The 25009-nt window shown below is 62.3% G+C and carries 18 protein-coding genes; 9 read left to right on the top strand and 9 right to left on the bottom strand.

What is annotated here, in order from left to right; genetic code table 11:
* Positions 1-39: 39 nt before the first annotated feature.
* From bufA2 to hflK (JFT85_RS16060), 5 genes are all read right to left on the bottom strand, one after another.
* A complete protein-coding gene (bufA2, locus tag JFT85_RS16080; RefSeq protein ID WP_201230109.1) occupies positions 40-291 on the bottom strand; it encodes a BufA2 family periplasmic bufferin-type metallophore in 252 nt (83 codons plus the stop codon).
* 115 nt (positions 292-406) lie between these two features.
* Entirely contained in the window at positions 407-2293 is a 1887-nt protein-coding gene (locus JFT85_RS16075; protein WP_053258754.1) for a cation-translocating P-type ATPase, read from the bottom strand.
* Positions 2290-3324 (bottom strand): protease modulator HflK, encoded by a 1035-nt coding sequence (hflK, locus tag JFT85_RS16070; protein WP_078827536.1) that lies wholly within the window; start codon positions 3322-3324, stop codon positions 2290-2292. The genes JFT85_RS16075 and hflK (JFT85_RS16070) overlap by 4 nt, the downstream gene beginning before the upstream one ends.
* Positions 3321-4310, bottom strand: coding sequence for a protease modulator HflC (gene hflC / locus JFT85_RS16065; protein ID WP_053258756.1), 990 nt, complete (start codon positions 4308-4310; stop codon positions 3321-3323). Before hflC ends, hflK (JFT85_RS16070) begins: the two co-directional genes overlap by 4 nt.
* Before the next feature lie 12 nt (positions 4311-4322).
* Positions 4323-6248 carry a protease modulator HflK gene (gene hflK / locus JFT85_RS16060; RefSeq protein ID WP_053258757.1) on the bottom strand — a complete coding sequence of 642 codons (1926 nt, stop codon included), beginning with the start codon at positions 6246-6248 and terminating at the stop codon, positions 4323-4325.
* Positions 6249-6568: 320 nt separating this feature from the next.
* On the opposite strand from hflK (JFT85_RS16060), the gene JFT85_RS16055 reads away from it, so the two are divergent.
* From JFT85_RS16055 to JFT85_RS16030, 6 genes are read left to right on the top strand one after another with little or no spacing between them, the layout of a single operon-like run.
* Entirely contained in the window at positions 6569-7186 is a 618-nt protein-coding gene (locus tag JFT85_RS16055; RefSeq protein ID WP_053258758.1) for a CDP-alcohol phosphatidyltransferase family protein, read from the top strand.
* Positions 7187-7196: 10 nt separating this feature from the next.
* The gene (locus JFT85_RS16050) at positions 7197-8951 is read left to right on the top strand and encodes a bifunctional alpha/beta hydrolase/class I SAM-dependent methyltransferase (RefSeq protein ID WP_053258759.1); all 1755 of its coding nucleotides are present in this window, start codon (positions 7197-7199) and stop codon (positions 8949-8951) included.
* A gap of 2 nt (positions 8952-8953) precedes the next feature.
* Complete coding sequence (locus tag JFT85_RS16045; protein WP_053258760.1) at positions 8954-10252, top strand: phosphatase PAP2/dual specificity phosphatase family protein; 1299 nt, start codon at positions 8954-8956, stop codon at positions 10250-10252.
* Positions 10242-10685: a hypothetical protein gene (locus JFT85_RS16040; protein WP_069552833.1), complete on the top strand. Its 444-nt coding sequence runs from the start codon at positions 10242-10244 to the stop codon at positions 10683-10685. Before JFT85_RS16045 ends, JFT85_RS16040 begins: the two co-directional genes overlap by 11 nt.
* Positions 10686-10694: 9 nt before the next feature.
* On the top strand, positions 10695-11315 hold the full coding sequence (locus JFT85_RS16035; protein ID WP_053258762.1) for a lysophospholipid acyltransferase family protein: 621 nt from the start codon (positions 10695-10697) through the stop codon (positions 11313-11315).
* A gap of 1 nt (position 11316) precedes the next feature.
* Positions 11317-12249 (top strand): phosphatidate cytidylyltransferase, encoded by a 933-nt coding sequence (locus JFT85_RS16030; RefSeq protein WP_053258763.1) that lies wholly within the window; start codon positions 11317-11319, stop codon positions 12247-12249.
* A gap of 85 nt (positions 12250-12334) precedes the next feature.
* On the opposite strand, the gene JFT85_RS16025 is transcribed toward JFT85_RS16030, so the two are convergent.
* Positions 12335-12817: an Lrp/AsnC family transcriptional regulator gene (locus JFT85_RS16025; RefSeq protein WP_053258764.1), complete on the bottom strand. Its 483-nt coding sequence runs from the start codon at positions 12815-12817 to the stop codon at positions 12335-12337.
* Positions 12818-12945: 128 nt separating this feature from the next.
* Between JFT85_RS16025 and JFT85_RS16020 the strand changes: the two genes are divergently transcribed.
* The 3 genes from JFT85_RS16020 to pbpC all read left to right on the top strand — a co-directional run bounded on the left by JFT85_RS16020 (position 12946) and on the right by pbpC (position 21739).
* Positions 12946-13575: a LysE family translocator gene (locus JFT85_RS16020; protein ID WP_069552835.1), complete on the top strand. Its 630-nt coding sequence runs from the start codon at positions 12946-12948 to the stop codon at positions 13573-13575.
* Positions 13576-13653: 78 nt separating this feature from the next.
* Complete coding sequence (locus tag JFT85_RS16015) at positions 13654-19461, top strand: MG2 domain-containing protein (RefSeq protein WP_201230107.1); 5808 nt, start codon at positions 13654-13656, stop codon at positions 19459-19461.
* The gene (gene pbpC / locus JFT85_RS16010) at positions 19442-21739 is read left to right on the top strand and encodes a penicillin-binding protein 1C (protein ID WP_201230105.1); all 2298 of its coding nucleotides are present in this window, start codon (positions 19442-19444) and stop codon (positions 21737-21739) included. The genes JFT85_RS16015 and pbpC overlap by 20 nt, the downstream gene beginning before the upstream one ends.
* 20 nt (positions 21740-21759) lie before the next feature.
* Here the strand turns inward: pbpC and JFT85_RS16005 are convergent, their stop codons facing one another.
* From JFT85_RS16005 to JFT85_RS15995, 3 genes are read right to left on the bottom strand one after another with little or no spacing between them, the layout of a single operon-like run.
* A complete protein-coding gene (locus JFT85_RS16005) occupies positions 21760-22119 on the bottom strand; it encodes a hypothetical protein (RefSeq protein ID WP_053258767.1) in 360 nt (119 codons plus the stop codon).
* Positions 22120-22178: 59 nt separating this feature from the next.
* On the bottom strand, positions 22179-24011 hold the full coding sequence (gene glmS, locus JFT85_RS16000) for a glutamine--fructose-6-phosphate transaminase (isomerizing) (protein WP_078827542.1): 1833 nt from the start codon (positions 24009-24011) through the stop codon (positions 22179-22181).
* Positions 24012-24021: 10 nt separating this feature from the next.
* Complete coding sequence (locus JFT85_RS15995) at positions 24022-24792, bottom strand: DeoR/GlpR family DNA-binding transcription regulator (RefSeq protein WP_169876596.1); 771 nt, start codon at positions 24790-24792, stop codon at positions 24022-24024.
* Between the last annotated feature and the right edge of the window lie 217 nt (positions 24793-25009).

The raw sequence follows: 25009 nt of genomic DNA, 5'->3' as shown, positions 1-25009 counted from the left end.
CGGCAGGGGGCGTCCGCTGCGGTTGCACTGGTTTGCCGGTTATTCGCCGACTTTGCCGCCTTTTTGGTCGCACATGGCTTTGCTCATGGAGAGGAAGCCCTGGCCTTTGCAAGAACCTTGACCTTTGCACGCGTGGTCTTTGGTTTTGCAGTCGTTCTGGCCTTTGCAGGCGTTGACGCCATAGCAATGCACAGCGGTATCAGCGGCTTGAGCCTGAGTGGCAACACCAGCAAACATGGTAGCGGCAGCCATAGCGAGGGCGGCACCGGCAGCAGCGGATTTAATGTTCATTCTCGTATTCCTCATGAGCTAATGGAGTCGGTCTGAACGGATTGTTCAGTCTCGACATACCACTAGAGTGAGGTCCCGCATTGGCGTTACAGCCCAGTGAAAATATTTCTGAAAATTATTCGTCGAGCTTCAAAAGCGGCTCCTGAAAGCGTAGCAAACGCCCGGCGTTGCCCAGTACCAGCAAGGTGCTGAGGTTATGCAACACCGCCGCGATCATCGCGCCTGCTGCGCCCAACCAGCCAAACGCCGCGAACACCACGATGGCCAAGGTCCAGCCCAAGCCGATGATCACATTGACCTGCAATGTGTGTCGGCACTGACGACTCAAGCGCACACAGGTGCCCAGGCGACGCAGGTCGCTGCCGATCAACACCACGTCCGCCGACGCGAGGGCGATGTCCGCCCCGCCCGCGCCCATCGCCACGCCGACCACACCCGCCTTGAGCGCCAGGGAGTCGTTGATGCCGTCGCCCACCACCATCGGCCGGAAACCACTGCGGATCTCGCCCAACACGCGGTTGAGCTTATCTTCCGGCAAGGCCTGCGCTTCGACGTCGCTGATGCCTACGTCCAGCGCGAGGCTGTCGGCCACGCTTTGACGGTCGCCGGTCAGCAGCAATTGGCGGCCCAGGCCTAGATCCCGCAACTCTTGCAGTGCCTGCCGTGCCTCCGGCTTGACGCTGTCGGCCAGCAACAGCCAGGCGAGGAATTGCCCGTTCAGCGCCAGCCCGGCAATCGGGCCATCGTGACGGGGGACGTGGGTGCTGACGATGCCCAATTGCTCAAATAACTCCGGTCGCCCAAGGGCCGCTTCGCCCTGCTCGGTCTGTGCCACCACGCCAAGGCCCTGGCGTTCGCGAATATCCGTGAGTGCCAGCATTTGTTCCTGAGTCGCCAAACTCGCCAGTGCACGACTGACCGGGTGGCTGCTGGCCGAACCGAGGCTGGCCGCCAGGTTCAACACCCGCTGCCGATCCGGCGCCGTGGTTTCAATGGACTGCAGGCGCAAGGTGCCAAAGGTCAGCGTACCGGTCTTGTCGACCACCAACGAGGTCAGGTCCGCCAGCTCCTCCAGAAACGCCGAGCTGCGAATTAAAATCCCATGGCGCGCTGCCACCGCAATCCCGGCAATCGCCGTGGCCGGTGCCGACAGCACCAACGCACACGGGCACGCCGCCACCAGCACGGCGAGCATTGCCTGGGCGTCATGGGTGACAAACCAGGTCACCGCCGCCAGCAATAACACCAGCACCATATAGCTGCCGGCATAGCGCTCCAGCAGCCGCGTGATCGGCGGTTTGGAGCGCTCGGCGTTCTGCATCAGCGCGATGACTTTGCCCAAGGTCGACTCATCACCGGTGCGCGTCACTTGCAAGCGCAACAAGCCATCAAGGTTGATCGCCCCACCAAACACCTGCACGCCGACGCTGGCTTCCAACGGCACCGACTCCCCGGTGATAGGCGCCGTGTCCAGGCTGGCTTGGCCCGACAGCACCACGCCATCGGCGGGTACCCGGTCGCCGGCACGCACTTCGACGATATCGCCGGTGTTCAGCGTGCCGTTATCCACTTCAACAATGCTGCCGTCGGCCTGCACCAGGCGCGCGTGGCTGCGGGTCAGTTTGCCCAGCGCGTGAATCGCCTCCTGAGAGCCGATCACGCTGCGCTCTTCCAGCACATGGCCGAAGATCATGATGATCGGCAGCAAGGCAGCGGTCAGCAGGTCGCCCGTGGCCCACGCGCCCATCATCGCCAGCGCGATCAATTGGTCGGTGATGCCATGCAGGCTCGGGTAACGCAGGCTGTACCAGGCCGAACGCATCACCGGCACGGCCACCAGCAAGGAAGCGACGCCGAGCAGCAATTGGCTGACACCGGTCTGATCCGGCGCCAACCAACGCCACACCAGCCCCAACATCAGCAAACCCAGGGCCAGCATGGCCAGCGTCAATTGCCGGGCAGCGCTGCGCTGCTCGGCGGAGGTCAACATGGGTGCGCTCATTGCTCGGCTCCCTGAATGATCAAGCGGGAGTCGTCTTTAGGGTCGACCGTAGTGACTGAACCGGCCTGGCCAAGAATGTTCGGCACGCGCTCGCGGTAAAGGCGCAGCAGCAAGCCAGGGTCTTTAACCTGCGCCAGGCTGGCGACGGTGGCGGTTTGCGCCTGGGCGCTGGCCAGGCGCTCACTGGCCTGGGCGTGGGCCACTTGCACCAGGCGGTCAGCCGCCTGGTTGGCGGTCTGGGTGAGTTTTTCCGCTTCGGTGCGCGCATTGGCCACGGCTTTATCGGCTTGCTGGCTGGCGGTCAGCACCGCGTTGAACGCATTCACCGCCGGGCCCGGCAGGCTCGATTGCACATCCACGCGGGTGACCTCAATGCCCAGCCCCAAACCCGTCGCGGCCAGCTCCGCCAGGCGCTTATTGATACCTTGCACCAGGTCGGCGCGCAGCCGCTCGCGGCGCTCGGCGGCGCCGTTGTCGGTGCCGATCAGTTCCGGGCGCGCCACCAGAATCGTGTCCAGATCCCGCGCAGCCGTCAGCGCCACTGCGCTGCGCGTCACCAGACGATCCAACGCCGGCAGCACGTGCTCGCCCTGCAGCACAAACGCATAGGGTTCGGTGACTTTGTAAAACACCCGCACATCCAGCTGCACCACACCGGCATCGCCGGTCAGCAAGTAACCGGAACCGGCCAGTGCATCGCTCAACGGCGTGGCGAAACTGGCGACACGGTCGGCCTGGGTTGCCGCATCGGAGCGCAGCAGGTTCTCCACCCGACGTTCAATCACACGGTCCGCAGCGGGTAACAACACAACCTGCTCGAACGGCTGCGGCCACGCCAGCAGGAGCCCGGCGTTCTGAATCCGGTCCAGCGCGCCGAAGTGCAGCACCACGGCGCGGTTTTGCGGGTCGATCTGCCGCACATTGGAAAACGCCCAGGCCAGCGCCGCCAGCACCGTCACCGCGTACAGCGCCAGGAAGGTCAGGCGCCCGGCCTGGATCCACGGGCTGTCCGGGCCGTCACGCTCGGTCATGGTTGAACGTCCTTCGGCCCGTCCACCAGTGCACGGAACGGCGCCGCGTCGGTACGCAGGATGATTCGGGTGCTCGGCGTGACCACCGTGCCCAAGGTGTCGAGCGAGCGCAGCAGGTTGTACAGCTGCGGATTGCCCGCGTAGGCCCGGCCATAAATCTGCGCCGCTTCAACCCGCGATTGGGCTTCGATATCGGCGGCTTTCACCGTGGCATCGGCTTGCACAATACGCGCGTCACGCTCGGCGGCAGAGCGGATCTGCGCGGCTTCACGCTTACCGACAGCGGTGCGTTCGGTGGCAATGGTTTCACGCTCGGCACGCATGCGGTCGACGGTGGCCGTGAGGGTGACCGACGGCAGGGTCAGGCGCTCGATACCGACTTGCACCACGCGCACGCCGTAGGTGGTGAGCAATTGTTGATCAATCTGCTGGCGCAATTGCGCCTCGAAATCAGCAATGCGCACCTGGCTGGCGTCGGTGTTAATCAAGCTCGACAGGTCGAAGCTGGCTGCTGTGGTTTCCAGCGCCGAGCCGACGAACGTGCGAATCTGCCGCGCCGCTTCGTCCGGCTGGTTCTGCACCGCACGCATAAAGCGCTGCACATTGTCGGCATCGCCCTGCACCTGCCACGCCACATAGGCCTGCACGATGATCCGCAGGCCGTCGCGGGTACCCACATCCTGTAAACCGCTGGAGGTAGTGCGCAGGCGCAGGTCCACCGGGATCGCCGCTTCGAACGGTGCCGGCCAGCGCCAGCCCAGGCCCGGCTCCAGCAGTACCCGCGACGGGTTGCCGAACCGCGTAATCACTGTGGCCTCGCCGGAGCGCACTTGCACCAGGCTGGCAGCCGCGACGGCAAACAGCACCAGCAACACGGCCCAGGCCATGCGCCTCCAAGGAAATGGCCCGGCCGCCTGCTCATCGCCATGGTGGTGGTGATGATGGCCGTGGTGGTGATGACCGTGATCGTGAGAATGAGCGCTCAACAGACAGACTCCTTATTGAACGGCTTTACGCGGCACCGAAGGATCGGCCGGCAAAGTAAAAGAACGCAGATCGATCGTTGGCGCGCCATCGGCGCCCAGGCGGTGATCCAGAATAAGCAGCTTGGCGTGCGCCAGCCCTTGGCTCAGTTGAGCGAGATACTGCTCCAGCACGAAGGCACGGCCTGCGGTGGCGTAAGCCTTTTGTTCGGCGCCAAAGCGCAGGTCTGCCGCTTGGGCGCCCGCGCTGACTTCACGGGCGGTGGCCATCGCCTGGTCGCGCGCAGTGCTGGCCTGCAGCAAAGCCTGGTTGGTTTGTTCGCTGGCGGCGCCGCGCTCACGGGAAATCAGCGCCTGGGCACCAATCTGTGCCGCCTGCACACCGTGGTAGGCATTGGCGGCGCCGGCCGGTGGGTGAATGGCCTCCACCACCGTGGCCAGAATTTCCACGCCACTGTTAAGTTTTTGCAGGTCCGCCTGCACTGCGCGGCCGACCTCATCAGCGAGGCGGGTGCGTTGTTCGCCGAGGAGCTCGTCGAGGGTGCGCGAGGCAAAGTCGTGCACGAGGATGCGGCTGGCGGTACTGCGAATCAGCGTCGGCACATCGGCGCTGTTATAGGTGGCAGCCAGTGCGGCCTGGTCGGTCAGGCCAATGCGGTAGACGAAGCGGACATCCATATTGACGATCTGGAAGCTTTGCTTGTCGCCGCTGCTGCTGGCGATCACCTGGGACTTGTCATTCACATGGCTGGCATCCCACAACCGGTTGGCGATCAGCGGCGCCGGGCCTTCGGCAGGTGCCAACGGCACTGCGGCGGCGTCGCTGGCGCTGGTGGCGAGCTCGTGCACAACGCCGTTTTCCACGTTCAAAACGCGACCCAATGGCCACGGCAACCCGGCATGCAGGCCCGGGCCGAAGACTTCCACCGGTTTGCCGAACCGCTCATAAATCCCACGGCCTTGCAGAGGCACTTCGTGCACGCCGGTCAGTGACCAGCCTACCGCCAGCACCACCAGCAGCACCGGCAAGAACGCCCGGCGCATGTAGGTAAACGCCCAGATCTGGCGCAAGTCGATGCCGAAGCGGTTGTGCAGTTCGTGCTGCAAAGCGAGCAAGGGTTGTGGCGGCCAACGCAGCAGACCGGCGATGAAGCTTTGCGCCATCAGGCGGGGTTCGAGCCGTGGCTGGCGCGGGCTGAACAGCGACAGCGTGCCTCTTAAGAGGAACTCCAGCGCCACCAGCGCTGGCAACAGGCCAATGACCGTCGCCAAGCGCAACGGCCACACGGATTGCGCGCCGGCAAACAACAAGCAGATCGCACTGACCACCCAAACAACAATCGCCACCCGGACCAACTGCGCCAACTGCGACGCTTCAGGCCATTGCGCAGCGGTTTCCTGAGCCAGACGGCGCTCCAATACCAGCAAGCCAAAGGCCAGCGCCAACGCCAGCGCAGCGCCGATACTCGCGGATTGCCCCACGGGCGATGCGGGCAAGGCCAGGTTCCAGAATTCAATGATGCTGAGCAACGCCAACAACGACCAACCACAGAGCCACAACACCGGCGCGCCGATCTGGGCCAGCAAGCCACTGCCGAAACGCTCCAGCAGACGCGTGTATCCGCCCCGCTCTTCGAGGGGCCGTTCGATTAATTCCGCTGCCGGTTCCTCCAGCGCCTGGGCACGCCAATCGGCGACCCACCACGCCGATTGCAACCCGGCTACCAGCACCAGCAGAGCGCTCGCGCAATTGATCAGCACCACGGGCCAGATCGACAACGGCGCAAACAGCGCGACAAACAACGCCAGCACCCAACCGGCGACAGCCAGGGCGGTCAGGCTGATGCCGGCCTGCCTCAATCGACGGGCATGGAACACCCCTTGTTGAAAACGCGCGAGGCCTTCAACCGAAGCGCCATCAGCTTCCAAATCCACTTGCATCCACTTAACGCCCGCTTACACACAGTTCGTTACGATATAACACGCGGCGTGAAATTTTTGTTCGCTAAACACCGTTTTTGAGCCCTGCGCTGTGCCCCTGTGCACAGGGCTTACTCGCGATGGCGATGGGGCAGTTGATGCCTGTACTGCCTGGCCCACCGCTATCAGGCGCAAGCTGCCTGCCACAAATTCCCTGCGGCACCGGCGAGACCGTGACTAAACCCCCATAAACACGCGCCATCACTGGTGCAGGCACGGATTAATCGGCACACTCCAAAACAGTTTTTCGCGGGTTCACGGACAAGGAAGCGCCACTCCCCATGATTTCGATCTATCAACTCAAGCCGCGTTTTCAAAACCTGCTGCGCCCCCTCGTGCAGCGTCTCTATGACAACGGCACCACCGCCAACCAGATCACCGTGTTGGCTGGCGTGATTTCCCTGCTGGTCGGCCTGTTGATCGCCAGCTTCGCCCAACACCTTTGGCTGTTTGCGCTGATCCCGCTGTGGATGATCCTGCGCATGGCCCTCAACGCCATCGACGGCATGCTCGCCCGGGACTTTGGCCAGCAGTCGCGCCTCGGCGCCTACCTCAATGAACTGTGCGACGTCATCGCCGACAGCGCGCTGATCCTGCCCTTTGCGCTGATCCCCGATGCCAGCCTGGTGCCCGTATTGCTGGTGGCGCTGCTCGCCGTGTTCAGTGAATACGCTGGCGTGCTCGGGCCAATGGTGGGCGCTTCGCGCCGCTACGACGGGCCGATGGGTAAGAGTGATCGCGCGTTTGTACTCGGGGTGCTCGCCACCGGCGTGGCACTGGGTTGGCTCAATGCTGGCTGGGTCGACACGGTGATGTGGCTGGTCGCCGCCCTGCTCGCCTATACCTTGGTCAACCGCGTGCGCCAAGGTCTCAAAGAAACCACTTCCCCTTCTGCATAAGGAATTTGCGATGCGCGAACAGCACGATCACACCTTCAGTACCCATGATGGCGTCGAGCTTTTCTATCGGCACTGGCCGGCCACGGCGCCTGCGGGCGACGAGCCGCGCAAGGCGATCCTGCTGTTTCATCGCGGCCACGAGCATTCGGGGCGCATTGCTCACTTGGTCGACGAACTCGACCTGCCGCAATTCGATTTCTTCGCCTGGGACGCACGCGGCCACGGCCAATCCCCCGGTGCACGCGGTGACAGCCCCAGCTTCGCCACCAGCGCGCGCGACGTGCAGACCTTCTGCGAGCATATCGGCGCCACTTACGGCATCGACGAAGAGAACGTCGCCGTCATCGCCCAAAGCGTGGGCGCCGTGATCGCCGCCACCTGGGTGCACGATTACGCCCCCAAAATCCGCGCCCTGGTGCTGGCCTCCCCGGCGTTCAAGGTCAAGCTCTACGTACCTTTTGCGCGACCGGGCCTGGCGCTGATGCGCAAAGTGCGCGGCAACTTTTTCGTCAACAGTTACGTCAAGGCCAAGTTCCTCAGCCACGACCCGGAGCGAGTCGCGTCCTACGACAGCGACCCCTTGATCACCAAAGCCATTTCAGTGAATGTGCTGCTCGGGTTGTACGAAGCTGCCGATCGCGTTGTAGCCGATGCCCAGGCGATTCAAGTGCCCACACAGCTGTTGATCTCCGGCTCCGACTTTGTGGTGCACCGTAAACCCCAGCAGCAATTTTTCGACCGCCTCGGCAGCCTGAAAAAAGAGCTGCATATTCTTCCCGGCTTTTTCCACGACACCCTCGGCGAACGCGACCGAGCGATCGCCCTGAGCAGCGCCAAGCGCTTTATCCTGCAGAACTTCGCTCACCCGCTGGACCGCGCGTCTTTGCTCGACGCCGACAAACTGGGCGCCACCTGCGCCGAGTCAGAATCCCTCGCCGCGCCGCTGCCCCGTCATTCATTGCGCGACCTGTACTGGCGCATGACCCGCGCCAGCATGGGCTTGGGCAAGAACCTGTCGGCCGGGGTGAAATTGGGCTTCGACACCGGCTTCGACTCCGGCAGCACGCTGGACTACGTGTACCGCAACACGCCCACCGGCAAGGGCGGGCTGGGGCGGATGATCGACACCAATTACCTCAACTCCATCGGCTGGCGGGGCATTCGCCAGCGCAAGCTGAATGTCGAAGAACTGCTGCGCCTGGCCATGGCCAAGTTGCGTGCAGATGATCGTGAGGTGCGAATTGTCGATATCGCCGCCGGCCACGGCCGCTACATTCTCGAAGCCTTGCAGGGCGTTTCGCCGCTGCCGGAATCAATCCTGCTGCGCGACTACAGTGACATCAACGTACGCGACGGTGGCGCGCTGATCCGCGAAAAAGGCCTTGGGGATATCGCCCAGTTCGTCAAAGGTGATGCGTTTGACCGGGCTGATCTGGCGGCCCTGGACCCCAAGCCGAGCTTGGCAGTGGTGTCCGGGCTGTATGAGTTGTTTGCCGATAACGGCATGGTCGGCGGTTCGTTGGCAGGTCTGGCCGAAGCGGTGGAGCCTGGCGGTTATCTGGTTTACACCGGCCAACCGTGGCATCCGCAGCTGGAATTGATCGCCCGCGCGCTCACCAGCCATCGCCAGGGCCAGGCCTGGGTGATGCGCCGGCGCAGCCAGGCAGAAATGGATCAGTTGGTTGAGGCCGCAGGCTTTCGCAAGCTCACCCAGCGTGTGGACGAGTGGGGCATTTTCACCGTGTCCCTGGCACAGAAGATCTGAGCATGCGCGAACCCGGCTTATTGAAACCGGCCGTCCTGTGGCTGCTGTTGTTGGCGCCGTTGTTTTTCGCTACCTACGGCTTCGCCACCTGGGTCACCAGCCAGCGCAGCGATGTCGGCACACTGGTATTCGGCTGGGAAACCCATATGCCGTTCTGGGCCTGGACCATCGTGCCGTATTGGTCCATTGACCTGCTCTACGGGTTCTCCTTGCTGTTGCCCAACACTCGCCATGAGCTGAAACAACACGCGTTGCGCCTGCTCAGTGCGCAAGTGATTGCCGTGAGCTGCTTCCTCATCTGGCCACTGCGTTTCACCTTTGAACGGCCGGAACTGGACGGTGTGTTTGGCTGGCTGTTTGCGGTGCTGGCCGGCTTCGACAAACCGTTTAACCAGGCGCCCTCACTGCACATCGCGCTGCTGGTGATCCTGTGGGTCATGTACCAGCGCCACACTCAAGGGCTCTGGCGTTGGGTGGTGCATGGCTGGTTCACGTTGATCGGCATTTCGGTGCTGTCCACTTATCAACATCACTTTATTGACTTACCCACAGGCGCCCTCGCGGGCTGGTTATGCGTGTGGTTGTGGCCAGTGGAGCACCCGAGCCCGCTGTTGAATGCACGGCTTGCGCGGGATTCGCAGCACTGGCGGCTGGGTTTGCGTTACGGCGCGGGGTCGGTGGTGCTGTTGATTGTGGCGCTGACCTTGGGCGGCGGGTGGCTGTGGCTGATCTGGCCGGCGGTGTCCCTTGCGCTGATAAAGGCGAACTACCTGGTGCTGGGCGCCGCAGGCTTTCAGAAACGCGCCGATGGCCGTCTGACGCCCGCCGCACGCTGGTTGTACGCGCCCTACTTGGCTGCGGCCTGGATTAACTCGCGGTGGTGGACGCGAAACCATCCACAATCTGACCAGGTTGTGGATAACGTTTGGCTGGGTCGAATTCCTACCGTCAGCGAGCAGGGTTCATTCAAGGCTATCGTCGATCTGTGTGCGGAATTGCCGATGAATCCCCAGGGCCGCGCCTATCAATGCATCCCTGTGCTCGACTTGATCGCCCCAACCCCCGCCGAATGCCTGCACGCCGCGCAAGCCATTGAACGCTTGCGCCTCAGCGGCCCCGTGCTGGTGTGCTGCGCCTTGGGTTATTCGCGCAGCGCCACGGCAGTCGCTGCCTGGTTGCTGCACAGTGGTCGCGCGGCCAGTGTCGAGGAAGCGCTGGCTATTATTCGTACAGCGAGGCCCAGCGTGGTCCTGCATCCCACTCACCGTGAAGCTCTGGAGGGTTTACCCCATGCCTGCTGATATGGAACTCCAAGTGGTCGCCAGCCTTCTGCGCCGTGGCCGATCACTCGATCAGTTATCCACAGGCCTGACCGTGGTCGGTGTGCTGTTCGGCCTGGCTCAATTGCTGATGGCGAGTATTTCGACAATCTGCCTGCTGCTCAGCCTGTGGATGATTATTCTCGGCCTGCTGCAAAAGTACTGGGCGCTGCGCGTGGCTTTCGACGCCGACCTGTTCGCGCTGCTGGCCCGCGACCCCCAGCGCACACCCGATCTCGACCAGGCCTTGCAAACCCTCGGCCTGCAATCGCCCAAACGCGCTGGCCGGCCCTGGACCGAGCGCCGTCGCGGCGCCCTTAAATTGTTGCGCAAGCAGGCCTGGCTGCTGGGCGCGCAAGTGCTGCTGACCCTGCTCGTGATACTCGCCAGCCCTTGGCTACCTTTTGCCGGATAAGGAATTCCCATGTTCGAACCTGTGGTCGCCACGCTGATTACCTCGATGGCCCGCACCGTCACCGGCGCCCGTAGCCTGTGGCTGGGCTGCGCGCCGGTCCCGGTGCAACGCATTTACTTCGCCAACCACAGCAGCCACGGCGACTTCGTGCTGCTGTGGGCATCACTGCCGCAGAACCTGCGCAAATTCACGCGCCCGGTGGCCGGTAGCGATTATTGGAACAAAAGCGCGTTGCGCCGCTACATCATCAACCGCGTATTCAATGGCGTGCTGATCGACCGCGAGCGTAAAGACCCTGTGGATAACCCTTTGCAGCCGATGCTGGCCGCGCTTGAAGGCGGCGACTCGCTGATCATCTTCCCCGAAGGCACGCGCAATCTGGAAGACGGCCTGCTGCCATTCAAAAGCGGCCTGTATCACCTGGCAAAAAGTTACCCACAGGCGGAATTGATCCCGGTGTGGATAGCCAACCTCAACCGCGTCATGCCCAAGGGCCGCGTGCTGCCACTGCCGTTGTTGTGCACCACCAGCTTCGGCGCGCCGTTGCAACTGGAAGAGGGCGAAGACAAAGCCGCGTTCCTCGCCCGTACCCGCGACGCCCTGCTCGCCCTTGCCCCGGAGCATGTCTGAGATGGATAGCCAAACCCTGATGTTGTTCGGTGGGATCGGCGCGATCCTGGTACTCGCCTCATTGATCGGACTGATCCTCAAACTGCGCACCCGTGGCACGCCGAATGCGGTGATCGACAACCTCAACGCCCGCATCAACGCCTGGTGGGTGATGGTGGTGGTCATCGGTATTGCCTTCTGGCTGGGTACCGGCGCGGTGATCCTGCTGTTCTACGCGGTGTCGTTCTATGCCCTGCGCGAATTCCTCACCCTGACCCCCACGCGCCGCAGCGACTACCCGGCGCTGGTGGCCGCGTTTTACGTGGCCCTGCCCTTGCAATACATGCTGATCTACTCGGACTGGTATGGGCTGTTCTCGATCTTTATCCCGGTGTACGTGTTCCTGCTGCTGCCGATCCTCGCGTCCCTCGGAGGCGACAGCACGCACTTTCTCGAACGGGCGTCGAAAGTGCAGTGGGGCCTGATGATCGCGGTCTTCTGCGTGTCGTTCGTGCCGGCCCTGTTGACCCTCGACATCCCCGGTTACGAAGGCCGCAACCTCTTGCTGATCGCCTATCTGGTGATCGTGGTGCAACTGTCTGACGTGCTGCAGTACGTGTGCGGCAAACTGTTCGGCAAACACAAGATCGCGCCCAACCTGTCGCCCTCCAAAACGGTTGAAGGGTTTGTTGGCGGGATTCTGCTGTCGTCCCTGATCGGTGCGGCGTTGTGGTGGACGACGCCGTTTAATCCGTGGCAGTCATTTTTGATCGCCTTGTTGATCAACCTGTTGGGTTTTGCCGGCGGCATTGTGATGTCGGCGATCAAGCGCGACCGGGGCGTTAAGGATTGGGGGCATATGATCGAAGGCCATGGCGGGATGCTGGATCGGCTGGATTCGGTGTGTTTTGCTGCGCCGATTTTCTTTCATCTCGTTCGCTACTGGTGGACCTGAGAAATAGCGCCTCAAGCCCAATGTGGAGCAACGGTGGGAGCTGGCTTGCCTGCTCCCACACTGGTTTTGCAGTGTTTTCCAGCCCTTAACCCGGCAAATGCCCCAGGGGCAAGGCGCCTGGGGTTTTCACGGTCTGGATCGCGAAGTTGCTGCGAATATCCCTCACCCCCGGCAGCTTCAACAGGCTGCCAGTGACGAACCGTTCATAGCCGCGCAAATCCGGCACCACCACCTGCAATAGAAAGTCCGACTCCCCCGAAACCAAAAATGCCGAGATCACCTCGGGTAATGCCGTCACCGCCTCGCGAAAGGCATTCGCCTCGGTGTCGTTGTGCCGCTCCACCTTCACGCCCACAAACACCATCATGCCCAGCCCCACTTCATCGCGGTCCAGCGTGGCCTGATAACCGCGAATCACCCCGGCCTCTTCCAACAGACGCACGCGGCGCAAACACGGGGAGGCGGACAGACCGATCTCATCAGCCAGTTGCACATTGCTCAGGCGACCGTCCCGTTGCAGGGCCTCAAGAATCTTGCGGTCGAACGCGTCAAGTTTGAAATTTGGCATAAGTGGATGGCCGTAGGCTGTATTGGTGGCAGATAGTGCCAAGACTAGACGCTTATCTGGCTGACTTCGCAAGCACCTGCCCTGCCTTTCAATCCTAGAATTGGCCGACCAATCGAGGGAGGTGAAACATGGCGCAGCTCTGGTTATTTCTGTTGGCCTTATCGGTCGCTTTCCTGTTGCCGGGGCCGGACATGATCCTGCTGCTGCAAACCGGCGCACGCCAGGGCAAGGCCTTGGCGCTGACCACGGCACTCGGCTTGGGGCTGGCCCGGGCATGCCATGTGGCGTTGGCCGGTATGGGCTTGGCGACCTTGTTCAAAGTGGCGCCGTGGACGTTCGACGTGGTGCGCCTCGGTGGCGCGGCCTACTTGTTGTGGCTTGGCGTGCAGTGCCTGCGCGCCAATCGGCTGACGTCGCTCAACGAAAGCCAGGGCGCACCTTCGGTGCATGCCTGGCGCACGGCCTTTCAGCGCGGCCTGCTCACCAATCTGCTCAACCCCAAGGCGCTGCTGTTCTGCTCGGTGCTGCTGCCGCAATTCATCAACCCGCAAGCAGGCCCGGTGGCAGCGCAGTTTGCGTTACTCGGTGTGATCCTGGTGAGCGTCGGTTTCGTATTCGACGGCTGCTACGCCCTGGCCGGCGCGCGCATCGGCCACTGGCTGGCGCGCAATCGCTCGGCACAGCGCGTGCAACAGTGGTTATTTGGCAGTCTTTTGATTGGTTTTGCGGTGCGTCTCACTTTTGTGCAGCACGCCTGAGCAAGTCGGCGATTTCACGTCATCTTTTGTATCAAAGACGCGTGTAATATAGGCCGCACTTAGCCAGGGATGCTCACCATGCTCGATTCGTTGAAAGCGACCAGCCGCCGGATTCTCGGCGCTTTACTGACTGTGGTGAGTGCTCTCTTCGGCCAATGGCAACCGCCGCCCTGGCTGCGCGCCATTGGCCATGGCCTGGCAAACCTGGGCCATAAAGCACGCGCTTACCCGCGCCAGGCCGGTGCCGGGCTGTTGGGTCTGGTATTGCTGGCCGCTGCCGGCTTCTATGGCTGGCAGTGGTACTCGCACCTGCCGCAACCGCACACCGTCGGCTATTCGCTGCACAAACCGAACCTGACTGATTACACCCAACAACCACCGGTTGTGGATAACTTGCAGGTGCGCTTTGCCGAGTCCGTGGCTCCGCTGGCGGCCATTGGCAAGCCCGTCACTGAAGGCATCACCCTAAGACCTGAAGTGGCCGGCACCTGGCGTTGGTCCGACGACCACACCTTGTTGTTCGTACCGGAAAAAGACTGGCCCGTCGACGCCCATTACACCCTCGACCTGGCCAAGAAAAAGCTGCTGGCCGACGGTGTATTGCTCACCCAGTACAGCAGTCAGTTTTCCACTCAACCGTTCCGTGCCACCCTGGCGCAAAACGAGCTGTATCAAGACCCGTCCAACCCGACGTTGAAACAGCTGGTGGCGACTTTTCATTTTTCCCACCCCGTCGATGAAGACAGCCTACGCAAGCGCGTCTCGGTAACCCTCGGCAAAGGCTTGGCCTACCGCGATGCCCAGTTACCCAACCGCCCGGAAATCACCTTCGACGACACCAGGCTCAACGCCTACGTACGCTCCGCCGCCCTGGCCACGCCCTTGGAAAGCACGCCCGTCAGCGCCAAGCTCGATGAGGGGATCAAGGCCCGCGACGGCGGCAATGCCAGTACCGCACCGCTGGTCTCTGAAGTCACCGTACCCGGTCGCTATCGCCTGACTTTTACCGGCGCCGAAGTCAGCTTTGTCGACAACGCGCGCGGTGAACCCGAACCCGTGCTGATGTTCAGCAGTTCCAGCGCCGTGGCCGATGACACCATTGCCGGTAAGGTCCAGGCCTGGCTGCTGCCGGAAAAAGCCCAGGATGATACCCGCCCCTATTACAGCAACGAGATCGACGATGCACTGCTGGCGCGTAGTTCAAAGGTCAACCTGACCCACGTACCCAGCGTCGAACCGCTGAATACGCTTCACGCCTTCAAGTTCAAGGCGCCGGCAGGCCGCGCACTGTATGTACGCGTGCCCGCCAACCTGGAAGCCATCGGCGGCTACCTGGCGAAAGACCCTACGGCGTCGCTGATCAGCATGCCGGCGTACCCGCGCACGTTGCAGTTCCTGTCCGACGGCGCCTTGCTCAGCCTCAACGGCGAAAAACGCCTGGGCTTCATGGCCCGTGGCGTGCCCGGCGCCCATGTGGAAATCGCCCGCCTGCTGCCCAATCAGTTGCAGCACCTGGTGGACCAGAGCAGCGGCAGCTTCGCCCGTCCGAATTTTGGCAATGAGTATTTCGACCGCATGGTGGAGCGTCAGTCGCTGGATATTCCGCTGTCGTCCAATGACCCGGCGAAAACCGTCTACGACAACGTCGACCTGAGCCACTACCTCACCGCCAACGGCGGCCGTCGCGGCATCTTTGTGCTCAAGCTCAGCCCTCAGGATGACCCCGCCGAGCGCACGTTCGATTACTCGCGCAGCAGCACCAGTGACTTGCGTTTCATCGTGGTCACCGACCTTGGCATCATCGCCAAACGCTCCAGCGACGGCAGCCACGATGTTTACGTGCAATCCATTGATAACGGCTCGCCAGTGGCCGACGCACAAGTCGACATCATTGGTCGTAACGGGTTGCCGGTCAGCAGCGGCCGCACCGATGCCGAAGGCCATGCGCATTTCGCCAAGCTGGATGAATTGCGCCGTGAGAAAACGCCGCTGATGTATGTCGTCACTCGCGGCAACGACCAGTCGTTCCTGCCGATTGCCCGTCAGTCGCAACAGCTGGATTTGTCGCGTTTTGACGTTGGCGGTTTGGAAGAAGACGGCGCGATTGATCGCCTGAGCGCCTACCTGTTCACCGACCGCGGCCTGTATCGGCCCGGCGAAACGGCGCACCTGGGCATGATCGTGCGCAGCGGCAATTGGAAAGGCGCATTACAAGGCCTGCCAGTGGAGCTGCAAATCACCGACCCACGGGGCCTGGAAGTCATTCGCCAGCCGCTGAAACTGTCCACCAGCGGTTTTGAAACCTTTGATTTCCCCAGCAGTGAAGTCGCCCCCGCCGGGGACTACACCGCGACCTTGCAACTGATTGGCCAGAAAAACACGCGCACCGACCTGGGCAGTGTCAGCTTCAAAGTGCGTGATTTCGAGCCAGACCGCATGAAGGTCAGCCTGAGCCTGCACGACACCCCGGTGTTGGGCTGGATTCCACCCGACCAAGTGGTGGCCAAAGTCACCGCGATGCACCTGTTCGGCGCCCCGGCATCGGGCCGTCGCGTCACCGCCAAAATGTCCCTGAGCCCCACACTGGCGGCCTTCGACCGTTACCCCGAGTACCGCTTCCGCCTCAACGACTCGCTGGAAGAAGCCAGCACCGAAGACCTGGCGGAAACCACGGTCGACGACAACGGCCAGGCGCTGCTTGACCTCAACTTGCAACGCTTCGCCAATAGCACCTATCGCCTGCAAGTGATGACCCAAGTGTTCGAAGCTGAAGGTGGCCGTAACGTCGCTGCGCAAAATGCGCTGCTGGTGTCATCCGCGCCTTATCTGGTCGGTGTGAAAAGTCAGGATTCGCTGTCGTACGTTGCCAAAGACGCCCCACGCCAAGTGCAATGGCTGGCCGTCGCGCCGGACCTTACACCCGTGGCGGTGGACGGCCTGACCAGCGAAGTCATCGAGCACCGCTATGTGTCGGTGCTGGTGAAACAGTCCAACGGCACCTACAAGTACGAGTCGCGCATCAAGAACATCAGCCAACCGGCCTCGCCGCTGGTGATGACCAAGGAAGGTGCCAAGCAGCCCCTGAACACCGGCACGCCGGGCGATTTCACCCTGCAACTCAAGGACGCCAACGGCAACCTGCTCAACCAGATCGACTACAGCGTGGCCGGGCGCGGCAACACTTCGCGCTCCCTGGAGCGTAACGCCGAGTTGCAATTGCGCCTGGATAAACGCAGCTACGCCACAGGTGACGAGATCGCGATCAGCATTCGCGCGCCGTACACCGGTGCCGGCTTGATCACCATCGAGCGTGACAAGGTTTACACACAGCAGTGGTTCAAAGCCGACAGCACCAACAGCGTGCAACATATCCGCGTGCCTGCAGGGCTTGAGGGCAATGCCTACGTCAACGTGCAGTTTGTGCGGGACATCGGCTCGTCCGAGGTCTACATGAGCCCGCTGTCCTATGGCGTGGTGCCGTTCAGCATCAACCTGGATGCACGGCGCATGGCGCTGAAGGTCGAAGGCCCGGCGAAGATTGAGCCGGGGCAGACTCTGGATATCAAGGTCACTGCCGACCGCCCCGGTCGCGCGGTGGTCTACGCGGTGGACGAAGGTATCCTGCAAGTGGCGCGCTATCAGACGCCGGACCCGTTGGGCTTCTTCTTCCAGAAGCGTGCGCTTGAAGTCGGCACCAGTCAGATTCTTGACCTGATCCTGCCGGAATTCAGCCGCCTGCTCAGTGGCGCAGCACCCGGTGGCGATACAGAAGGCGGCCTGGCCAATCATCTCAACCCGTTCAAGCGTAAGCATCAGCCGCCAGTGGCCTGGTGGTCTGGGCTGGTGGATTTGCCCGCCGGTGAGACGGTGCTGCATTACCAGGTGCCGGACAGCTTCAACGGCAAGCTGCACCTGTTTGCGGTGGCGGTGGATACCGACAGCGTCGGTGTCAGCGAGGCCAATACCGAGGTGCGCGGGCCAATAGTGATAACGCCGAACGTACCGGCGTTTGTCGCGCCGGGAGATGTGTTCAATGTCAGCGCCGGGGTGTTCAGCAACCTGGAGGCTGCGACGGATGTGAAGTTTGAAGTGCAGACCAGCGACGGCCTCAACGTGCAGGGCGACAAGGGCAGCACCTTGTCACTGCAACCGCGCAAGGAAGGCACGGCAGAGTTCAAGATCAAGGTCGGCGAAACCCTCGGCTCGGCGGACCTGCGTTTTGTCGCGGTATTGCCGGACGGCAAACGCATTCAGGTCGCGGAAACCACGTCGATTCGCCCACTGAGCGAGCAACGCGTGGCCCTGAGCCTGGGCCGCTTTGACAGCGCCAGCAAAGAACTCAAACCAACGCGTGAACTGTTCAGCCAATTGCGTGATGTGCAACTGGGTGTGGCGGCCTCGCCACTGGTGTGGGCCAACGGCCTCAAGCATTACCTGGATGACTATGGGTATGCCTGCACCGAACAACTGGTGTCCAAGGCCATGCCCGCGTTGATCTGGGGTGGCACTGCGCCAGAAGCCGAGCAAGCATTCAGTGGCGCGGTCCGCATGCTGCGCCAACGCCAGAACTCGGCCGGCGGCTTTGGCTTGTGGGCGGCCAACCCGGACGTGGCGCCGTACGCCAGCTTGTATGCGACCGACTTCCTGATCGAAGCGAGGGAACGCGGGCTACCGGTGCCGGAAGACCTGCTGGTACGCGCCAATGCGTATCTGACAGACCTGGCCAATGGTCCGAGTGAAGGCCTGTCGGAATTGCGCAACCGTGCCTACGCCAGCTACTTGCTGAGCCGTCAGGGGATTCTGGTGAGCGGCGCCTTGAGCGATATCCGCGAGCGCTACGAGAATTACTTCAAGGACGCCTGGCAGGACGACCTGGGCGCCGCTTACCTGGCTGCCAGTTACAAGCTGCTCAAACAGGATCGCCAGGCGGATGCACTGTTCCGTAAAGTCCCGTGGCGTTCACTTGTGGATAAGTGGGACAGCGACGGCCTGTACTACGACCCGCTGGTGCACGACGCTGAACACTTGCATCTGTTGGCGCGTCATTTCCCCGAGCTGCTGGACGATGTGCCGACGGCGTTACTGGACAAACTCGGCAAGCGCCTCAACGAACAGCGTTACAACTCGCTGTCCGCCGCCCTGTTGCTGCGCGCCCTGGATAACTATGGCCAGCGTGCGCAAAGCGACATGACCCTCAAGGCCACCGCCTGGCTGGGTAACAAGCAACAGCAACTGCTGGAAATGGCCGGCCAGCCACCGCGCGCCGCCGTGCCGCTCACCACGCAGAAGCTGGTGATGGAAAAATCCGCCGGCCCAGCCGCGTTCTACATGCTCAGCGAAGCCGGCTTCGATAAGGGTACTCAGCTCAAGCCGATCAACAACGGCCTGGAAATCATCCACGAGTACCTCGACCTCAAAGGCGAGCCGGTGAGCAAAGTCGCGGTCGGCGATGAGTTCCTGGTGCGTCTGCGCCTGCGCGCCACCGACCGTGACCAAGTGCAGCAAGTGGCCGTGGTCGACCTGCTGCCGGGTGGCGTCGAGCCTGTGTATAACGTGCCGCCGGAGCCGGAGTCCGCCAGTACCGATGAAAGCGAGGGTGAAGATTCCGAATACGCCGAAACCGCAGACGGCGAAGAAGCCGACACCTGGCAAGCGCCTATCGGCGAGACCGAGCTGAGCAATTGGCAGCCGGACTATGTGGATGTGCGTGACGATCGCGTGGTGTTGTACGGCACCGCGCTGCGCGATGTAGGCACGTTCGTCTACCGCGTGCGCGCCACCAACGCAGGTACGTTCAATACGCCACCGGCCTATGCCGAAGGTATGTACGAAACCACCCTGCAAGGGCGCGGCAAAGTAGGCCAGCTTGAAATTACCAAGCCTTAAACGCCTGACGCCGCTGTTGGCAGCGGCGGTGTTACTGGCGGGGCTGCGGCTGTGGCCCTATGCCCCGCTGGAACAGGCCGTGACGTCGTCACGGGTAGTGCTGGCCGACGACGGCTCGCTGCTGCGCATGACCTTGGCGGACGACGGACAGTACCGCCTGTGGCTGCCCCTTGAGCGTATGTCGCCGTCACTGGTCGAGGCGTTGCTGCTCAAGGAAGACCGCAATTTCTATTGGCACCCGGGCATCAATCCCCCCGCGCTGCTGCGCGCGGCCGCGGCCACCTACAGCGGTGGCCAGCGCCAGGGCGGCTCGACACTGAGCATGCAACTGGCGCGCCGCCTGTGGGACCTCAACACTCGCCAAGTACCGGGCAAGTTGCAGCAGATGGCATTGGCGCTGTGGCTGGAAGCGCGCTACAGCAAGCACGACATCCTTGAGGCCTATCTGAACCTGGCGCCCATGGGCGGCAATATCGAAGGCGCCGAGGCGGCCAGTCGCATTTATTTCGGCAAGTCGGCGGCACAGCTATCGTTGTCCGAAGCCTTGGCGTTGGCGGTGATTCCGCAACAGCCGGGTCGGCGTGCGCGCTTCGGGCCATCGCTGCAACATGCACGGCTGCGATTGATGACTGAATGGCGCGAAACTTATCCACAGGACCCGCGCAACGCCAGTTTGCTCGACTTGCCCCTGGAGGCGCGCAACCGCCAGCAAATTCCTTTTCTGGCGCCACACCTGAGCGAACAACTGTTGGCGTCCCAGGCCGGCAACGAACTCAACACCACGCTTAACTTGCCCTTACAGCAATTGCTCGAACGCCTGATCACAGGCTTTATTGCCGAACGGCGCAGTACAGGTGTGGAAAACGCCACAGCGATCCTGATCGACAGCCGCGACCAGAGCGTCAAGGCCTTGGTGGGTTCTGCGGATTACTTATCCACAAGCATCCACGGCCAGGTCAACGGCGTGTTATCACGCCGCTCACCCGGGTCGACGCTCAAGCCATTTCTGTACGGGCTGGCGCTGGATCAGGGGGTGATCCACCCCATGAGTATCCTCAAGGACTTGCCGAGTAACTTCGGCTACTTCCAGCCGGAAAATTTCGACGGCAGCTTTGTCGGGCCACTGACGGCGCGGGATGCTTTGATCCGCAGTCGCAATATCCCGGCGGTGTGGCTCGCCAGCCAAGTGCAGTCGCCTTCGCTGTATGGGTTGCTGCAACGTGCCGGCATCAAAGGGTTGCGCAACGAAAGCCATTACGGCCTGGCGCTGGCCTTGGGCGGCGGCGAGATGACACCGGAAGAGCTCGCGCGCTTGTATGTGATGCTGGCCGGTGACGGGCATTTGCGGCCGTTGCGCTATTTGCAGGAACAACCGCAAGCCACCGGTGCGCCGTTGCTCACGCCCCAGGCCGCATTTATGGTGCGCGACATGCTACGGCGCAACCCACGCCCGGATGGCTTGCCCGGCCGCCGCTGGCGCACCGCCTGGAAAACCGGCACGTCTTGGGGTTTTCACGATGCCTGGAGCGCAGGCTTGGTCGGCCCGTACGTGCTGGTGGTGTGGGTGGGTAACTTTGATGGCCGACCGAACCCGGCGTTTATCGGTGCCAAGACCGCTGCGCCGTTGTTCTTTCGGATCGCCGACGCCTTGCCTCTGGCGCTGCCCAATGTCGTGATTAAAGCCGACAAGCCGCCCGCCGGGCTGGTGCGCATTGATGTTTGCGCCGCCTCCGGCGAGTTACCCAACCGCTGGTGCCCGCAGACGCGCAAGACTTGGTACATTCCCGGCGTGTCACCGATTCGCGTGTCCAACCTGCACCGCCCGGTACTGATCGACACGCGTACCGGCAAGGCCGCGTGCCCGCCGTTCGATGCACAATACACCCGCCAAGAAGTCTTCGAGTTCTGGCCCAGTGACGTGCAGCGCCTGTACCGGGCAGCCGGCCTGCCTCGACGTACGCCGCCCAACGTGATGAAGAACTGCCAACCCAACCGCATCAGCGATCAAACCGAAGCGCCGCAGATACGCTCGCCGCTGACGCAGGTGAGCTATCAGTTGCGTCTGTCCCAGCCGCAGGAAAGTATCCCACTCACTGCCAATGCGGCCAGCGATGCGGCGACGCTGTATTGGTTTGCCGACCAGACCCTGATCGGCCAGGGCCCGCCGCAAGCCACACTGAACTGGCGGCCGGGCAAGTCGGGGGAATACCGGCTGCGGGTCAGTGATGATCAGGGACGCAGTGCGAGCCGTGGGTTGAAGGTGGAGTTTGTGCCGTGACCCAGCGAAACACGTGGCCTCTAGGCGCCGACCTCCACGTAACAGGACTCGCCGCCGCCCGTCGCACCTGACAGCCACCCCCACACAAAACTCAACGTAGTGCGCCCGGCAGAATCAAGGCCTACCGTGCCCCGGGACCAACCGGCCAACAGCTCACCTTCGGTGTTCAGGCACTGATAAAGCAGCTCAATGCTGTCGGGCCCGGTGACACGTCCGACCTGCTGGCCTATACGGATTCGACCGCCTTGGTAAGTGCCCGAAACAGCGTCCCCATCGACACGGTAGTGAAACACGGTGCCGGTACCGGAGAGCCCTTGGGTGTTGCTGGCGACTATAAATCGGCGGTTGTTCAAGCGTTCGTGAACGAGGCACGGTTGCATCGACGACGCATCCTTTCGATAGGGCCTGGAGACGCGACGGCCTCCAGGCGCTTGGGGGATTACTCCACCGTCACCGACTTCGCCAGGTTGCGCGGTTGGTCGACGTCGGTGCCCTTGAGCACCGCCACGTAGTACGACAGCAACTGCAGCGGGATGGTGTAGAGGATCGGCGACAGGGTGTCGTGGATGTGCGGCATGTTGATGACGTGGGTGCCTTCACCGTTGGTCATGCCGGCTTTCTCGTCGGCGAACACGATCAGTTGGCCGCCACGGGCACGCACTTCCTGCAGGTTGGATTTGAGTTTTTCCAGCAGTTCGTTGTTCGGCGCAACGGTCACCACCGGCATGTCGTCATCCACCAGGGCCAGCGGGCCGTGTTTCAGCTCACCGGCCGGGTAGGCTTCGGCGTGGATGTACGAGATTTCCTTGAGTTTCAGCGAGCCTTCCATCGCCACCGGGTACTGCGCGCCACGGCCGAGGAACAAGGTGTGGTTTTTGTCGGCAAACAGTTCGGCGATTTTTTCTACGGTGCTGTCCATGGCCAGGGCTTCGCCCAGGCGGGTTGGCAGGCGGCGCAGTTCTTCGACCAGAGTGGCTTCGACGCCTTCGGCGAGGGTGCCGCGAACCTGGCCCAGGGACAGGGTCAGCAACAACAGGCCCACAAGCTGGGTGGTGAAGGCTTTGGTGGACGCCACGCCGATTTCGCGACCGGCCTGGGTCAACAGGGTCAGGTCGGACTCGCGCACCAGGGAGCTGATGCTGACGTTGCAGATGGCCAGGCTACCGAGGAAGCCCAGCTCTTTGGCGTTGCGCAGTGCGGCCAGGGTGTCGGCGGTTTCGCCGGACTGGGAGATGGTCACAAACAGGGTGTCTGGCTGCACCACCACCTTGCGGTAGCGGAATTCGCTGGCGACTTCGACCTGGCACGGAATGCCGGCCAGTTCTTCCAGCCAGTAACGGGCAACCATACCGGCGTGATAGCTGGTGCCACAGGCGACAATCTGTACATTGCGCACTTTGGCGAACAGCTCGGCCGCTTGCGGGCCGAAAGCGTTGACCAGTACTTGCTTGTCACCCAGGCGACCTTCCAAGGTGCGCTGCACCACGGCCGGTTGCTCGTGGATTTCCTTGAGCATGAAGTGGCGGAATGCGCCTTTGTCGGCAGCTTCGGCGCCGTCGCGGTATTGCACGGCTTCGCGTTCGACGGAATTGCCGTTGACGTCCCAGATCGCCACGCTTTCACGGCGGATGTCGGCGATATCGCCTTCTTCCAGGTACATGAAGCGGTCGGTGACCTGGCGCAGGGCCAGTTGGTCGGAGGCGAGGAAGTTTTCCCCCAGGCCGAGGCCGATCACCAACGGGCTGCCACTGCGCGCAGCAACCACGCGGTCGGGTTGGCTGGCGCTGACCACGGCCAGGCCATAGGCGCCGTGCAGTTCCTTGACGGTGGCCTTGAGAGCAACCGTCAGGTCGCCGAGGTCCTTGAGCTTGTGGTTCAGCAGGTGGGCGATGACTTCGGTGTCGGTGTCCGAGGTGAACACATAGCCCAGGCCCTTGAGCTGTTCGCGCAGCACTTCGTGGTTTTCGATGATGCCGTTGTGCACCACTGCCAGGTCACCGGAGAAGTGCGGGTGGGCATTGCGCTCGCACGGCGCCCCATGGGTGGCCCAGCGGGTGTGAGCAATGCCGAGACGGCCGACCAGCGGCTCGCCGAGCAGCGCTTGCTCCAGCTCAGCGACCTTGCCCGGGCGACGCATCCGCTCAAGCTTGCCGGCGTTGGTGAAAACCGCCACACCGGCGCTGTCGTAGCCGCGATATTCCAGGCGCTTGAGGCCTTCGAGCAAGATGGCGGTGACGTTGCGTTCAGCGACTGCGCCTACAATTCCACACATGGTATGTCTCCTAGATGATTGCCGCGCATATCAGCGTAATGCCGCGGGCTTGGATCTGGTCGCGGGCCTCAAGCGGCAGGCGATCATCGGTAATAAGGGTATGGACGCTGCTCCAGGGCAGTTCCAGGTTGGGAATCTTGCGGCCGATCTTGTCGGACTCGACCATCACCACCACTTCACGGGCGACCTCGGCCATCACACGGCTCAGGCCCAGCAATTCGTTGAAGGTGGTAGTACCGCGCGCCAGATCAATGCCGTCAGCGCCGATGAACAATTGATCAAAGTCGTAGGAGCGCAGCACTTGCTCGGCGACCTGGCCCTGGAACGAATCCGAATGCGGGTCCCAGGTGCCGCCCGTCATCAACAGCACCGGCTCGTGTTCCAGTTCGCTCAAGGCGCTGGCCACGTGGAGCGAGTTGGTCATGACGACCAGACCTGGCTGGTGGCCCAGCTCGGGGATCATGGCGGCGGTGGTGCTGCCGCTGTCGATGATGATGCGCGCGTGTTCACGTAAACGCATGACGGCTGCACGGGCGATGGCGCGCTTGTAGGCCGAAATCGGCTGGGCGGCATCACCCACCAGTTCCTGAGGCATGGTGATCGCGCCACCGTAACGGCGCAGCAACAGGCCGTTGCTCTCAAGAGCGGCCAGGTCCTTGCGGATAGTCACTTCCGAAGTTTCGAAACGCTTGGCCAACTCGTCCACGCTGACTTCGCCCTGTTCATTGAGCATCGTCAGAATGTTGTGGCGTCGTTGGGGCGTATTTCGTTTCGACATGATGGTCTTAAGTTTCGTTTCGAAAGATAACGAAGGCAATCAAAACCTATTGGCAGGAAATCGTCAAGCAGATCGAAAAGTCTTTTTGACACAACACTGAGCAAAATGTGGGAGCGGGCTTGCTCGCGAATGCGGTGTGTCAGTCAACTTTTCAGTGCCTGAACCGACGCTTTCGCGAGCAGCCCGCTCCCACATTTGAACGGTGCTGATTTCGACTCTG

The organism is Pseudomonas sp. TH04 (assembly GCF_016651355.1).
GTDB lineage: Bacteria > Pseudomonadota > Gammaproteobacteria > Pseudomonadales > Pseudomonadaceae > Aquipseudomonas > Aquipseudomonas fluorescens.
This window is presented reverse-complemented; position numbering and strand designations above follow the sequence as displayed.

What these genes read in the sequence shown, in the direction of transcription:
- JFT85_RS16075 (WP_053258754.1), bottom strand. Translation starts at nt 2,293, where the DNA reads ATGAGCGCACCCATGTTGACCTCCGCCGAGCAGCGCAGCGCTGCCCGG.
- bufA2 (WP_201230109.1), bottom strand. Translation starts at nt 291, where the DNA reads ATGAACATTAAATCCGCTGCTGCCGGTGCCGCCCTCGCTATGGCTGCC.
- JFT85_RS16045 (WP_053258760.1), top strand. Translation starts at nt 8,954, where the DNA reads ATGCGCGAACCCGGCTTATTGAAACCGGCCGTCCTGTGGCTGCTGTTG.
- JFT85_RS16005 (WP_053258767.1), bottom strand. Translation starts at nt 22,119, where the DNA reads ATGCAACCGTGCCTCGTTCACGAACGCTTGAACAACCGCCGATTTATA.
- JFT85_RS16025 (WP_053258764.1), bottom strand. Translation starts at nt 12,817, where the DNA reads ATGCCAAATTTCAAACTTGACGCGTTCGACCGCAAGATTCTTGAGGCC.
- JFT85_RS16020 (WP_069552835.1), top strand. Translation starts at nt 12,946, where the DNA reads ATGGCGCAGCTCTGGTTATTTCTGTTGGCCTTATCGGTCGCTTTCCTG.
- hflK (WP_078827536.1), bottom strand. Translation starts at nt 3,324, where the DNA reads ATGACCGAGCGTGACGGCCCGGACAGCCCGTGGATCCAGGCCGGGCGC.
- JFT85_RS16015 (WP_201230107.1), top strand. Translation starts at nt 13,654, where the DNA reads ATGCTCGATTCGTTGAAAGCGACCAGCCGCCGGATTCTCGGCGCTTTA.
- hflK (WP_053258757.1), bottom strand. Translation starts at nt 6,248, where the DNA reads ATGCAAGTGGATTTGGAAGCTGATGGCGCTTCGGTTGAAGGCCTCGCG.
- JFT85_RS16040 (WP_069552833.1), top strand. Translation starts at nt 10,242, where the DNA reads ATGCCTGCTGATATGGAACTCCAAGTGGTCGCCAGCCTTCTGCGCCGT.
- JFT85_RS16030 (WP_053258763.1), top strand. Translation starts at nt 11,317, where the DNA reads ATGGATAGCCAAACCCTGATGTTGTTCGGTGGGATCGGCGCGATCCTG.
- JFT85_RS16050 (WP_053258759.1), top strand. Translation starts at nt 7,197, where the DNA reads ATGCGCGAACAGCACGATCACACCTTCAGTACCCATGATGGCGTCGAG.
- glmS (WP_078827542.1), bottom strand. Translation starts at nt 24,011, where the DNA reads ATGTGTGGAATTGTAGGCGCAGTCGCTGAACGCAACGTCACCGCCATC.
- JFT85_RS16035 (WP_053258762.1), top strand. Translation starts at nt 10,695, where the DNA reads ATGTTCGAACCTGTGGTCGCCACGCTGATTACCTCGATGGCCCGCACC.
- JFT85_RS16055 (WP_053258758.1), top strand. Translation starts at nt 6,569, where the DNA reads ATGATTTCGATCTATCAACTCAAGCCGCGTTTTCAAAACCTGCTGCGC.